The sequence below is a fragment of the Lysinibacillus sphaericus genome, assembly GCF_006864135.1.
Lineage (GTDB): Bacteria > Bacillota > Bacilli > Bacillales_A > Planococcaceae > Lysinibacillus.
The window spans coordinates 165787-179048 of sequence record NZ_SADV01000005.1; the positions used below are offsets into that span (position 1 = coordinate 165787).

The window sequence follows — 13262 nt, forward strand, 5'->3', positions numbered from 1 at the left end:
CCTTTCTAAATCACGTCTTTTTTTAATTTCTTCTTTCTTGAATCAGTCTCCAATCCACAAAGCCTTCTTGTAGGCCTTTTAGTAATATTTCTGCTGTTCCCATATTTGTAGCCAGTGGCACTTGGTAAACATCACAAAGACGAATAAGTGCAGAAACATCTGGCTCATGTGGTTGTGCTGTTAATGGATCACGGAAAAAAATGACCATGTCCATATCATTATTGGCAATCATAGCACCAATTTGTTGATCGCCACCGAGTGGTCCTGAACGAAAACGTGTTACCTCTAAGCCTGTAGCTTCCATAACACGCTGTCCTGTTGTACCTGTAGCAAACAATATATGCTCATTTAAAATATTTCGATAAGCAATAGCAAACTGTACTAAATTATCTTTTTTACGATCATGTGCAATTAATGCGATTTTCATAATGCTTCCATCCCAATCTTTAGATGATGTTTTCTAAACCATATACAAGTTGATCCATTTTCATGACCTCTTCTACGCAAAATGCTACACCAGACATAAAAGAATTACGGTTTAATGAATCATGACGAATTGTTAATAGCTGCCCATCTCCGCCAAATAACACTTGCTGGTGTGCTACTAAACCTGGTAATCGAACAGAGTGAATACGCATGCCATCAAATTCTCCACCCCTTGCACCTTCGATCGTTTCTTTTTCCTCTGGATGTCCTTGGATCTTTTGTGTTCGCACCTCTTGAATCAATTGTGCCGTTTTAACAGCTGTTCCTGATGGAGCATCCAGCTTTTGATCATGATGCATTTCAATAATTTCAATATCAGGTAAATATTTTGCCGCTTCCTTAGCAAATTTCATCATAAGGATAGCCCCTATCGCAAAGTTAGGAGCAATAATACAGCCTAGCTCTTTCTCTTTAGCCATTGCTGATAATTCCACTAGTTGTTCATCTGTAAAGCCTGTTGTTCCAATTACAGGTCGTACATTTAAATTCAAGGCCTCTTTAGTATGTTTGTATACTGCATGCGGGCTTGTTAAATCTACTAATACGTCTGGTGCAGTCGCCTCAACAAGGTCAGACATATCTGTAAAGATTGGAGTCGTATAACTTGCGGGAAACATTTCCAAATCAGCTAATGTTTTTCCTACATCTTTATAATCAAGTACAGCTACTAATTCCATTTTGTCATGCTTCATGACCGTATGTACAGCCTCAGCCCCCATTTTTCCTCTAGGTCCTGCTATTGCTACACGAATTGACATTATTCTCCATCCTTTCTAGTCCAGCGATCTTTATCCCTTGTTTCAAATTTATGTATAACGCGTAAAAGTGCTTCATCTAATTTAATGCCCTGCGCATTTGCAAAGCATACTAAAACAAAGAAAAAGTCACCTAATTCTTCTTCAATACTGTTCGTTTCCTCAGTACTCTTTTTCTTCTTTTGCCCGTATACATCCTGTACCTCACGAGACAATTCACCAAGTTCCTCGGTTAGACGTGCCAGTAACTCAAATGGCGGGAAATAGCCTTCCTTAAATTGTCCTATATAATCATCTACACGCTGCTGTAAAGCTTGCATTGTCACTTGTTCAGTCATCTAAATCACACTCCTACTTACCATCGTATAAAATTTACACCATTGTTGTCAAAAACAATAAAATGTCAGATAATAGATAGCACTACTTCAATTGTTAGGAACTTCAGGAGGTCATATGCTAAAACAGATCAAAATCAGCAATATTATCGCAATAATGCTCGGGGCTGCAATTTTTAGCTTCGGCTTCGTCCACTTCAACATGCAAAATCAACTTGGTGAAGGTGGCCTAAGTGGGATTACACTTATACTTTATTTTACACTTGGCTGGGACCCTGCTTTAATGAATTTACTATTAAACATTCCTATGTTTATTATTGGTTATCGTTTACTTGGGAAAAAATCATTTATTTATACGCTTGTTGGAACTTTATCTGTTTCAGTTTTCCTAAAAGTTTTCCAAAAGTATCAATTTACTATTCATTTAGAGGACGATCTGTTACTTGTTGCTCTTTTTGCAGGGGTTTTTGTTGGACTAGGGCTCGGTATCGTCTTTCGCTTCGGTGGTACAACTGGCGGTGTAGATATTTTGGCTCGCCTTGGGCATAAATATTTTGGCTGGAGTATGGGTAAAACGATGTTCATCTTTGACGCAATTGTCATTATCCTATCATGGCTAACGTTTTTAGATGCACGCTCTATGATGTATACCCTTGTTGCGGTATTTGTTGGTGCGCGCGTCATTGATTTTGTTCAAGAAGGAGCATATGCTGCACGTGGAGCACTTATTATTTCTGAAAAATCTAGCGCCATTGCTGAGATGATCGCATTACGAATGGAACGTGGTATTACTATACTTGAAGGTCATGGCCATTTTACTAAGCAACAAAAAGAAGTGATTTATTGTGTCATTGGCCGTAATGAGGTTGTACGTTTAAAATCTATTGTACATGAGGTTGATCCACACGCATTCGTATCTATAATAGAAGTACGAGATGTAGCAGGAGAAGGCTTCACGCTAGACGACGAAAAACAACCGCTCCAATAACATTATATTTGCCTGCTCTCCTCGAATAAAACATTTTACTTTTTCGTTGAAGGTAGGCTTTTTTTACATAGTAAATTAACGGATTAAAAAACTTGCTATAGTGAATTACCACTACAACAAGTTTTTTATTAGTCGTCACTTCGCATATTTGTAAAGATTAATACTAAACGTAATAATTCTAATACAGCTACTGCTGCCGCGGCAACATATGTTAATGCTGCAGCACTTAACACTTTTCGTGCTGGGCGCTCTTCTTCATTTGTAATAATTCCTAGAGAATTCATTTGCACTAATGCACGCTTTGATGCATCAAACTCTACTGGTAACGTTACTAATTGGAAAACTACACCTGCTGCTAACAATACGATACCTAGTAATAACATATTGGTTAGGTGGGAAAAAATACCAATCATTACAAATATCCAAGACATATTTGATGAAATATTTGCAATTGGCACTAGCTTACTACGTAATGTCAGCATTGAATAAGCTTCTTTATGCTGAATGGCATGGCCAACCTCGTGGGCAGCAACTGCAGCACCAGCAATACTCGCCTCGTAGAAGTTACTTTCTGATAAAGCAACTGTTTTTGTTGCTGGATTATAGTGATCAGACAACACACCTTGTGTTGGAACAACTCGTACATCATATAAGCCGTTTGCATCTAAAATCGCACGCGCTACCTCTGCACCTGTTTGTCCCTTCATTGTACGTTCTTTTGCAAACTTATTATACGTGCCCTTTACTTTCATCTGTGCGTAAAGTGGTAGTAGCATTATGATTGCAAAATAAACAATATACATACTTGTTGACAATTTTCTAACCCCTTTCTACTTGGATACTATAATTCTATAATCATTTACCTAATTCGGCAAATATTTGCGCCATCTAATTGAGAAGATGGCTAAAAAAATACATGTAACTGATAACCAAAAAGTAAAATAGCCGATATAGCTTGTATAATCTGCTAAATCACGATACATCGGCATTTGGCCGAATACATAATCAATCACATCGTTATGCAATGTCCATACCGCTGCTACAGCAATATGCCAATATGAAAAAACATATTTACCGAGATACAAAATTACTTGGACAGCCATTGCAAAATGCGAGCCTACAAGCATCCAGCCTTGCCAACCTATAGATCCAGTTTCAATCAGGGTCCAAATATTCATTACATCAGCCCAAATTCCATATTTCACCGATGTAACAAGTGCTAGCACTTCCATAAGTGGCCATTTTTTATCCATAATCCAAGCTAGCAATACAAAGCAAAAGAATAAGCTAGCTGTTGGGCTATCCGGCACAAAAATATAAAAAATGGGCTTCGTGATGGCAAGCTGCCATCCATACCAATAGTAACCGTAAATAGTACCTAATAGATTAATAATAAGTAATAGTATTAAAAATGATTTATGTGTAAGGAGAAACCAAATATTTGCACGTGTAATTTGCATAATTAAAACTCCTTTATCTTCTGTCTTTACTAAGATGCCTTTTTTAATTGTTATTATGTATTTAATTTGCCACAAACTATTATCCTTAACGTGAGGTTGATTTCATTTTAACCAATGTCATCCCTATCTTTTGTTGATGAGCTTTTTTCTAACATTTCCCTTAATCAAATGGTTGAGTATTGCACACGGTTAGTACTACGTAAATTCCAGTGACTGCCCAGCCACTTTCGAATACTTAAATTTATTCTCGTAGATATTATAATTTTGCGGGAACTTTTTTGAAGTTGTAACAGTCACATTATTATACTAGAAGAAAAAAAGAGCCAGTTTCCTGACTCTTTTAAACTATACTTATTTATCTTCTTTTAAGCTCGCAACAAATTCAGCTATTTGCTTCGCTTCTTCATCTGTACCTTTGAATACACCAGGTGGCATTTTGCCTCGACCGTTATGGATAATATCTTCAACTTCGTCAGCTGTTAGTGTATTACCAAGTAATTTTGGAGCAGCTGGGCCACCTTTTAAGTCAGCCGCATGACAGCCGATACAAGATTGAGCTGCGTCACTTGTTTCACCAGTCCAAATTTTATAACCTGGTAGTGATTCATCAATAGTAACTTTAACTTCTTGTTCAATTGCGCCCATTGCTTTTTGAGCTTCCCAGTCATGGTTAGCAACTGCTTCCCATGTTAAGTAAAACATAGCTGCCAGAGTCAATAACATAAACGCTGTTGGTAACGGACGTTTAGATGGACGACGTTCTGGACTTTTATCTAAAAATGGCATTAATAATAGCGCTCCAAATGCAAGACCTGGAATTATAACAGTTCCAATAACATTATATGGACCTGAAGCATATGAGTATTTTAATAATTGATACAAGAATAAGAAGTACCAGTCCGGTAATGGAATGTACGCTCTTGTCGGATCAGCTGGTCCTTCAAGTGGTGATGGATGTGCAACTGTTAATATTAAATAAGCAATTAAAAATACAGCACCAACCATCCATTCTTTTAGTAAGAAGTTCGGCCAGAAAGCTTCCGTCTTACCTGGATATTCGGAATAATCCTTTGGAACGTTCGGCATTCTGTGATTCGCTTTAATACGAGAATCACCAACAAATTTCATTCCTTTTCCGCGATGCATTATGTCCCCTCCTTTAAAAAATCATCGAACCGTCAAGAACTATTACAACGGCCCTGAAATTCCTTGACGACGAATCATGATAAAGTGTGCTGCAAGTAATGCAAATAATACTGCAGGTAAGAAGAATACATGAATCGCAAAGAATCGTGTTAACGTTTGAGCACCAAGAATAGTTGAGTCACCCGCTAATAAGATTTTAATCCATTCACCGATAAACGGTACGGATGCAGCAATTTGGATACCTACTTTTGTAGCGAATAATGCTTTCATATCCCAAGGCAATAAGTATCCTGTAAAACCAAGACCCATCATTACACCAAAAATACCTACACCAACCATCCAGTTTAATTCACGAGGTTTCTTATAAGAACCTGTAAAGAATACACGAAGTGTATGTAAGAACATCATAACGATTACTAATGAAGCTCCCCAGTGGTGCATACCGCGTACGATTTCACCAAATGCTACTTCGTTTTGTAAATAATAAACTGATTTCCAAGCATTCACTACGTCTGGTACATAGTACATTGTTAAGAACATACCTGATAGAATTTGGATTACCGTGATGAAGAAAGTTAATCCACCGAAACAGTAAACGAATGCTGAAAAATGATGTGCAGGGTTCACGTGCTCTGGCACTTCGTGGTCGGCAATATCACGCCAAATCGGTGTAATATCTAAGCGTTCATCGACCCAATCATAAATTTTATTTAGCACTGTTTTGTACCCCCTTACTTAACTAGAGTATTTGGATGAATTGGCCCAAGCGATAAGTAACCATCATCTTCTTTAACTTCATATTCATCCAATGGACCTAATGGTGGTGTTCCTGCTACGTTATTACCATTCTTCTCATAGCGTCCACCATGACAAGCACAGAAGAATTGATCTGGGTGTGTTGAATCTGTTCCCCAGTCCACCATACATCCTAAATGCTTACAAACAGGAGATAATGCAACGATTTGATCGCCTTGTTTGAAAACCCATGCTACGTTTGTTACGTCTGATTTGTACCATGCATCAACTTGTTCAAATGTTAAGTCAACTTTAACAGGTTTGTCAGTAATATCAGCGATTTTATGCTCTGTTTTTACAAAGTTACCACCAGCATGACTTTGTAGTACTGGGTCAATCGCAAAACGAAGCATTGGCATCAGCATACCTGCCGCCATAAAGCCACCTACACCAGTTAGTGTATAGCTTAGGAATTGACGACGTGAAACTCGATTATTACTCATTTTTTTCCCCCCTCTAACTTAAAGGTCAGTCCAACGGACATTCATTTACAAATAGTAATACTAGGACATATCTATGATATATCAACTCCATAGCTTGGTCAATATAGCATTCTGTGGAAAGCTGGAGAATGTGAACAATTATTGAAACTAATTGTTAAATCTGTGTCCATTTGGTCGAAAAAATCGGAATCACTTGTCGCAATTGATCTTCGAGAATGGAGTTTTTCACGCCTTTATCCATGCTTTCTAGCGGAATAGCTGGTAGCCAAATAACATTTACTTCATCTCCAATATTTGTCCAAAAATGGTCACAAGTAATGAAGAACACATGCTTAAAACCAGCATTATGTAATTGTGCCTCTAATTGCTTCGGCATATCTTCGTTTTTTAATGTTGCACTATACGTAAATGGTGGCATCAGTAATAAACGACCTTTAAACTGCTGTTCGATAAAAGATGTAAGCGATAACAAAAAATCCACCTCTGTACCGCTCTGTTTCATTTTTTCAGGAGTTAAATCTACAGTTACGAGTGGAACAATTGCTGTATCGATAAATTCCTTCTGTGCCATAAACAATGTCACATCACTTGCATTAAAATACATCTCACAAACCTCCTCTAGTTGCATAAATCCATTTCGCCTTGGCGTAATTCCGTCCGGATTTTGAATTGTGCCTGCACAAATCCTTCCTTTCAAAATCTGTGACATCCGCCGGGGCTTTATCTTCATGCAGTTGGGTTTGGTACCCCACTACATGAAGATAAAAAAATGCCCTTCTCCACTCTTCAAATAGGATAGCCAATAAAAAGTGAAAACAATCATTCACTTGTTATGTTATCATATTGAGGTAGATAAAGGACATTCCATTTTTACTTATAACTAACGTAAATTAGCCGTTTCCTTTAAAGCTTGTAACAAATTAGACAATTCATAAAAGCGCTCTTCATTTCCCTGATCGAGGGCTTCATCAATTTGCGCGAGTAATTTTTCTTCTTGGAATACGAGTAAGCTGTTGGAAAGCAGCTCTTCTGCCAGTAAGCGATCTTTTTCACTAACAATCAGTGCTTCTGGCATATAAGGGTTTTCTTCAAGAACTGCTAAGTATTGTGCACTTGGTGGTACATTTGGAAAATTCAATTGTATATACATATCTTCATGCTCGTGTAAACGTAAATCATGGAAGGATTTCTCAGCATCTGCTGTCATTACATTGCCTTTGTAAAAACGAAACGGCACTCCTGTTGAATCGACCGTTGACATTACCATTGCTCTAGGGCAATAGTGAGCTTCTTCAACAAATCGAATTCGTTTTAATAACTCATCGTTACTTAATAAGTAATTCAAAATCCATACACACTCACGACGTTTCAATTGATAATTTTTTAAAAACCATCTAACAAATGCTTTTTTATCGACAACTGATACAGAAGCAGTCATACCCACTCCCTCCTTTACTCAAAATCTAAGGTTTCTAACTTCTCTTGCCACTCCAGTTCACCCGGCTGAATAGTTATTAATTGACCGAGCACTTCTTTAGCTTCTGAACGTTTTCCTTCCTCTAACAAGAAATAAACATACTTTTCTAAAAATGCTGCGTCTTCCTTAAAATCATTATATGCCAAACGGTAAAATTCGTATGCACGGTCGTACAATTCTAAATTTTCATATGCAACCGCAGCAAATGGGTATAAGGTGCTCCATTCAAAATCATTTTTTTGCAACGTTTCAAATAATTCTATTACATCCTCATGGCGCTCTTGCTGTGCCAACACGGAGATTAATGCTAATACTGCCTCCATGTATTCAGGATCTAAGGCAATGGCTTCACGTAGATGCTGCTCGCCCTCAGCTGGTAAACCAGTTTTTAAAGCCATTTTACCGGCGAATAAAAATAAGGATTTATCGTATTCGTCACGCTTTAATCCTTCCAGAATGGCAGCGTATGCTTTTTTATTGTCCTCCGTCATGGCATAGCTTTCAGCAAGCAATAAATAGGCTGAAAAATAATCCGGGTCTAATTCTTTTAATTCCTCTAATTGTTTAATGGCCATTTCATATTTTTGTGATTGAAAGGCTGAATACGCTGCACCAAATAAAACATCTGGCTTTACTTCATCTTCCAGTGCTTTTAAATAGTAATCTAAGGCCGTTTCATAGGCAGCTCCTGCACGATACACCTCAGCAAGTCGTTCAGTAAGACTAACCCCAGCAAATTCAACTTGTTGTTCATATAATTCTTCATATAGTCTCGCAGCCTCTAAGAAGCGACCAGTTTCAAATAAAAGCTCCGCTTTAGCAAATTGTAATAATGGCTCATCAGGTAATATAGATAGTGCCTCATTGATGCGCATTTCTGCTACTTCAAACAATCCTTGCATTTGATAATAATCCGCTAATACTAATAATGCTTGAGGATATTCTGGAGCTGCCTCCTCTACTTCTAATAAAAAATCTAACGCTTCATCTTCATCGCCAAGTTCCATTAAGACGTTTGCACGATCAATTTTCAACTGTGCCTCTTCTGGGAATAAAAATTGTAAATGCTCCAGTACACGGTCAGCTTCCTTCATATATCCATACTGCATAAAAATTTCAGCTAGCGCATAAATGTCCTCAGGTAGCTCTTTCGTTAAAAATGTTTCAAGTAGCTGTTCAATTAATGCTAAGTCCCCTTGTTCAAGTGCTTGCATCATTTCAGTCATCGCATTGTTCACAGTCATTCACCTATTCTTTCATTAATACCTTTATGCTACAAAACATTTTCTCTCGAAACAAGAAAAAACTCCCCAAAAGACTTGGAGAGTCAAATATCAATTTCGCCTTGGCGTAATTGTAGCTGACGCTTTGCTTTCGCTACAGATAAACAATGCTTCCGGATTTTGAATTATGCCCAGGCCTGCACGAGGGCCCGTCACGATGTCAGTCATTTCGGTAATGCCACAGAACTTGGCTTTTTACCGATCCAGGTCAATTAGCCTTTTTCGCAGGATGCAAAGGTTTTAGGCTAACTGACTTTATTCATTATTTGAAAATCCGTGACATCCGCCGGTGGCTTTAGGCCAACAGATGTTTTTTGCGCGAATGCGTAGTGCCCGTAGACCAGCAGCGCGATGTTGGTCACCCAGTCGTATGTTGTTGTTGTTGTTGTCGCTTTCGCACAGATAAATTGCCACAGGACGTGACGTTTTAAACTGGGTTCCTCTATTTCAGTAGGTGCTTGCAGCAGCATTCATCATACTACCTTTAGAGGTGGATTCTTCTACTGAATGAAGATATGACATTATTTTACTTCCTCTATATGCTCGAAAAACGATGGATAAGAAACAGCAATACATTCTGCGTCATCTAAAGTTACAGCACCATCTGTTATTAGTGCTGCAACAGCACCCATCATTCCTATACGATGATCACCATAGGTTTTAAGGCTAGCACCACATAATGGAGTTGGTCCTTCAATAATCATTCCATCCTCAGTAGCTTCAATAGTAGCACCTAGTTTTTTCAATTCATCCACAACAGCCGTTATCCGGTCTGTTTCCTTCACTTTTAACTCCTCGGCATCCTTAATAATAGTTTTACCGTTTGCCTGCGTTGCTAATAAAGCCAGGATCGGGATTTCATCGATAAGACGAGGAATAATATCTCCCTCAATTGTAGTGCCTCTTAAAGTCGACGTTTCAATTGTAATTGTTGCCGTCGGCTCTGATTGGCTATCTTCATTTGGCATAAGTGTTATAGATGCGCCCATATTATGAAGCACTTCGATGATACCATCCCGTGTTGGATTAATTCCGACATTTTCTAGCGTTATTTTACTATCCTCACAGATGGCCCCTGCTACTAAGAAAAAGGCCGCAGATGAAATATCACCTGGCACATTCACATGTGTCCCTGTTAAAGTTTGTCCTCCTTTTAATGAAATAACACCATCCACTTCATCAACCTGTGCACCAAACTGACGTAGCATTCTCTCCGTATGGTCTCGAGATACTTCCATTTCTCGTACAATTGTAGTACCTTCAGCGCGTAAACCAGCAAGTAAAACAGCTGACTTCACCTGCGCACTTGCAACAGGCATGTGGTAATCAATAGCTTGTAAGGCTGTACCTTGAATGGCTAATGGCGTATATTGTCCATTTGCCCTTCCAGTAATGTGTGCACCCATTTGACGTAACGGATCAATAACACGGCGCATTGGTCGTTTTCCTATGGACGCATCCCCTGTCATTACTGAATGTACAGTAGATCCGGCTAGAATCCCTAGCATTAAGCGTGTCGTTGTACCAGAATTCCCTGTATATAGTACTTCTGTAGGTTCTTGCCACCCCTCTATACCCGGGCTGTCGATGGATACATTGGTTCCTTCTACGTCAATTTTCACACCGAGCTTGCGGAAGCAATCAATTGTACTTAAACAATCCTCACCTAATAAAAAGCCGTCAACTGTTGTTTTACCCGTTGCAATGGCTCCAAACATAACGGAACGGTGTGAGATAGATTTATCACCTGGAATCGTTAAAGTCCCTTGTAAGGAAGGTTTATCATATTGTAATACTTTTTCACTCATCGTTTTCTTCCCTCCAATATTATGAAGATAGAAAGCGCCGTAATGCCGACGCTTTCTTTTAAATAGGCATTTCCTAGGATGCCTATGAAATATATGTTTCGTAATTAGCACGCTTTTGTATACACGCTGCCGCACGTTCACGATCACTTTCACTTTGTAAGCTAATAACAAGAATCCCGAAAACGTCTTCTCGTGACTCGACGATACGTAAATTTGTAATACTAATCGCTTCGTCTGCAAGTAAGCCTGTCACCTCAGAAATAACCCCCGGATAGTCAGGAACATCCACATATAAGTCAAATGATGTGAACATTGCTCCAGCACTAATCGGTAATTCATCTCTTAGCTCTTTAGCAACAGCAAAGTATGTTTCTATGTCATCTGAGCTACCATTGAAAAGCAGCTCCTTCACACGACTCATTTCCTTTTCCCAGCCTTCTAGCTGTGCAATTAACTCTTCTCGATTTTGTAATGTAATATCTCGCCATAAAACTGGATTGGACGAGGCAATACGCGTTACATCACGGAAGCCACCTGCAGCAAGTGAGCGTGTCATCGGATATTCCCCGTTTTCTCCGCCCAATTGATGCACAAGAGAAGCAGCAACGACATGCGGAAAATGACTTACTACAGCTGTCATATGATCATGCTCACGAGCAGATACACTAACAACCTTTGCATGTGTAAATTTTAAGAGACTTTCAAGCTGTGCCATATTGACAATTTCTTCACCGGCGAGCGGTGTTAGCATATAATACGCATTTTCAAAAAGGTGAGCCTTTGCAGCTAAAACACCGCTTTTATGTGAGCCTGCCATTGGATGTCCTCCAATAAAGGTAATACCTAACTCACGTAGTTCCCCAGCCTTTTGCATAATCTTCTTTTTTGTACTCCCTGTATCTGTTACGATGACTTTATTTTTTAACGGCCATGTTTTTAATTGTTCCATCCATTCAAGCGTTGCGTTGACAGGAGTTCCAAAAATGATTACATCCACGTCGGCCACCACTTCTTTTGGATCTGTCACAATATCATGAACAATATTTAATGTTTTCGCATGTTCACGAGTTTTCGGATCCATATCATAGCCAATAATTTTTGTTTCTGGTGCCTTTTGCAATGCCAATGCAATCGAGCCTCCAATTAGGCCTAGCCCAATAACAAGCACGTTGCGTATCATGCGAAAACTCCTTGCTCTTTTAGGACGTTTTCAAGGTGGCGTAACAACGCTGCATTTTGATCCTCTGTTCCGATTGTCACGCGGATAAACCCAGGTAATCCTAAAGCATTTCCACTGCGGACTATAAAACCTCGTTTCATTAGCTCATTGAAAACAACATCACTATCAGTATTCGTATTAAAGAAAATAAAGTTCGTATCAGAAGGGAAGTATTTTAAATTATGTTTCTCACAAAATTCAATATATTGTTTTTTACCTTTTTCATTTGCTTCACGGCAAGCATTTATATATTCTTGATCACTTAAAGCTATTGCCGCAACTGCTTGACTTAAAATTGTATTATTAAATGGCGCTCTTACTGGATCAAGCTTTGCAATTACTTCTGGTTGCCCAATTGCATAACCAACTCGGAAAGAAGCAAGACCATATGCTTTTGAGAATGTACGCATTAATAGTACATTTGGAAACTCTTCTATTAAAGGTAGAGTATCTTTATGACCAGGATGCGTTACGTATTCGATATATGCCTCATCTAAAACTACTAGCACATCATTTGGAACCTTAGCTAAAAATGCTCGCAACTCAACATCAGGTATCACCACACCTGTTGGATTATTTGGACTACAAATCCAAACGATCGATGTATTACCATCAATTGCTTCTGCCATTGCATCTAGATCATGTGCACCTTCGATACAAGGAACTTTACGTACCTCTGCGCCTTCTATTTCAGCATTGTGCCGGTATTGGGAGAAGGATGGGTCTGCCATCACTGTGTTTACACCTGGATACAACAATGCACGAGTAATAATTGCAATAATATCGTCAGAGCCGTTACCAAAAAGAAGCTGTGTTTCTTTGACACCTAGATGATTTGCAACAGCTGTACGTAAATTTTGCGCATAGCCGTCTGGATAGATCGCATGATTTACTGAATTATTTTGTAAATAAGCAGTTACCTTAGGTGAGCACCCAAATGGGTTTTCATTAGATGCTAATTTTACGACTTCTTGTAAGCCATATTCACGTTGTACTTCTTCAATTGGTTTGCCAGGCTTATATGCTTGCATACCGTCCAATTGTTGTTTCCATTTCATCTCAAACAT

Annotated in this window: 16 protein-coding genes; 1 reads left to right on the plus strand and 15 read right to left on the minus strand. The window is 38.8% G+C overall.

The features are described from left to right. Positions 1–22: 22 nt before the first annotated feature. Genes mgsA through C7Y47_RS08370 form a run of 3 tightly spaced genes read right to left on the minus strand, consistent with a single transcriptional unit; the run spans position 23 to position 1579 of the window. Positions 23–427 carry a methylglyoxal synthase gene (mgsA, locus tag C7Y47_RS08360; protein ID WP_142508354.1) on the minus strand — a complete coding sequence of 135 codons (405 nt, stop codon included), beginning with the start codon at positions 425–427 and terminating at the stop codon, positions 23–25. Between the two features lie 19 nt (positions 428–446). Beyond that, positions 447–1244, minus strand: coding sequence for a 4-hydroxy-tetrahydrodipicolinate reductase (dapB, locus tag C7Y47_RS08365; RefSeq protein WP_142508355.1), 798 nt, complete (start codon positions 1242–1244; stop codon positions 447–449). Continuing rightward, the gene (locus tag C7Y47_RS08370; protein WP_142508356.1) at positions 1244–1579 is read right to left on the minus strand and encodes a nucleotide pyrophosphohydrolase; all 336 of its coding nucleotides are present in this window, start codon (positions 1577–1579) and stop codon (positions 1244–1246) included. The genes dapB and C7Y47_RS08370 overlap by 1 nt, the downstream gene beginning before the upstream one ends. A gap of 115 nt (positions 1580–1694) precedes the next feature. Between C7Y47_RS08370 and C7Y47_RS08375 the strand changes: the two genes are divergently transcribed. After that, entirely contained in the window at positions 1695–2564 is an 870-nt protein-coding gene (locus tag C7Y47_RS08375) for a YitT family protein (RefSeq protein ID WP_132359222.1), read from the plus strand. 128 nt (positions 2565–2692) lie between these two features. On the opposite strand, the gene C7Y47_RS08380 is transcribed toward C7Y47_RS08375, so the two are convergent. The 12 genes from C7Y47_RS08380 to hisC all read right to left on the minus strand — a co-directional run bounded on the left by C7Y47_RS08380 (position 2693) and on the right by hisC (position 13253). Next, the gene (locus C7Y47_RS08380; protein WP_142508480.1) at positions 2693–3367 is read right to left on the minus strand and encodes a zinc metallopeptidase; all 675 of its coding nucleotides are present in this window, start codon (positions 3365–3367) and stop codon (positions 2693–2695) included. A gap of 60 nt (positions 3368–3427) precedes the next feature. Then, entirely contained in the window at positions 3428–4024 is a 597-nt protein-coding gene (locus tag C7Y47_RS08385) for a DUF1405 domain-containing protein (protein ID WP_142508357.1), read from the minus strand. A gap of 351 nt (positions 4025–4375) precedes the next feature. Next, a complete protein-coding gene (locus tag C7Y47_RS08390) occupies positions 4376–5170 on the minus strand; it encodes a menaquinol-cytochrome c reductase cytochrome b/c subunit (protein WP_142508358.1) in 795 nt (264 codons plus the stop codon). Between the two features lie 42 nt (positions 5171–5212). Then, on the minus strand, positions 5213–5887 hold the full coding sequence (qcrB, locus tag C7Y47_RS08395) for a menaquinol-cytochrome c reductase cytochrome b subunit (RefSeq protein WP_053482547.1): 675 nt from the start codon (positions 5885–5887) through the stop codon (positions 5213–5215). Between the two features lie 14 nt (positions 5888–5901). Continuing rightward, positions 5902–6408, minus strand: coding sequence for a ubiquinol-cytochrome c reductase iron-sulfur subunit (locus C7Y47_RS08400; RefSeq protein ID WP_142508359.1), 507 nt, complete (start codon positions 6406–6408; stop codon positions 5902–5904). 154 nt (positions 6409–6562) lie between these two features. Next, the gene (locus tag C7Y47_RS08405) at positions 6563–7012 is read right to left on the minus strand and encodes a DUF2487 family protein (protein ID WP_142508360.1); all 450 of its coding nucleotides are present in this window, start codon (positions 7010–7012) and stop codon (positions 6563–6565) included. 276 nt (positions 7013–7288) lie between these two features. Beyond that, positions 7289–7846, minus strand: a complete 558-nt coding sequence (locus C7Y47_RS08410; protein ID WP_132359230.1) for a ReoY family proteolytic degradation factor — start codon at positions 7844–7846, stop codon at positions 7289–7291. Between the two features lie 14 nt (positions 7847–7860). After that, complete coding sequence (locus C7Y47_RS08415; protein WP_142508361.1) at positions 7861–9129, minus strand: tetratricopeptide repeat protein; 1269 nt, start codon at positions 9127–9129, stop codon at positions 7861–7863. A gap of 284 nt (positions 9130–9413) precedes the next feature. Continuing rightward, positions 9414–9638: a hypothetical protein gene (locus tag C7Y47_RS08420; RefSeq protein WP_142508362.1), complete on the minus strand. Its 225-nt coding sequence runs from the start codon at positions 9636–9638 to the stop codon at positions 9414–9416. A gap of 51 nt (positions 9639–9689) precedes the next feature. Next, positions 9690–10976, minus strand: coding sequence for a 3-phosphoshikimate 1-carboxyvinyltransferase (gene aroA / locus C7Y47_RS08425; RefSeq protein ID WP_142508363.1), 1287 nt, complete (start codon positions 10974–10976; stop codon positions 9690–9692). 82 nt (positions 10977–11058) lie between these two features. After that, complete coding sequence (locus C7Y47_RS08430; RefSeq protein ID WP_142508364.1) at positions 11059–12156, minus strand: prephenate dehydrogenase; 1098 nt, start codon at positions 12154–12156, stop codon at positions 11059–11061. Further along, a complete protein-coding gene (gene hisC / locus C7Y47_RS08435; protein WP_142508365.1) occupies positions 12153–13253 on the minus strand; it encodes a histidinol-phosphate transaminase in 1101 nt (366 codons plus the stop codon). The genes C7Y47_RS08430 and hisC overlap by 4 nt, the downstream gene beginning before the upstream one ends. Positions 13254–13262 lie beyond the last annotated feature (9 nt).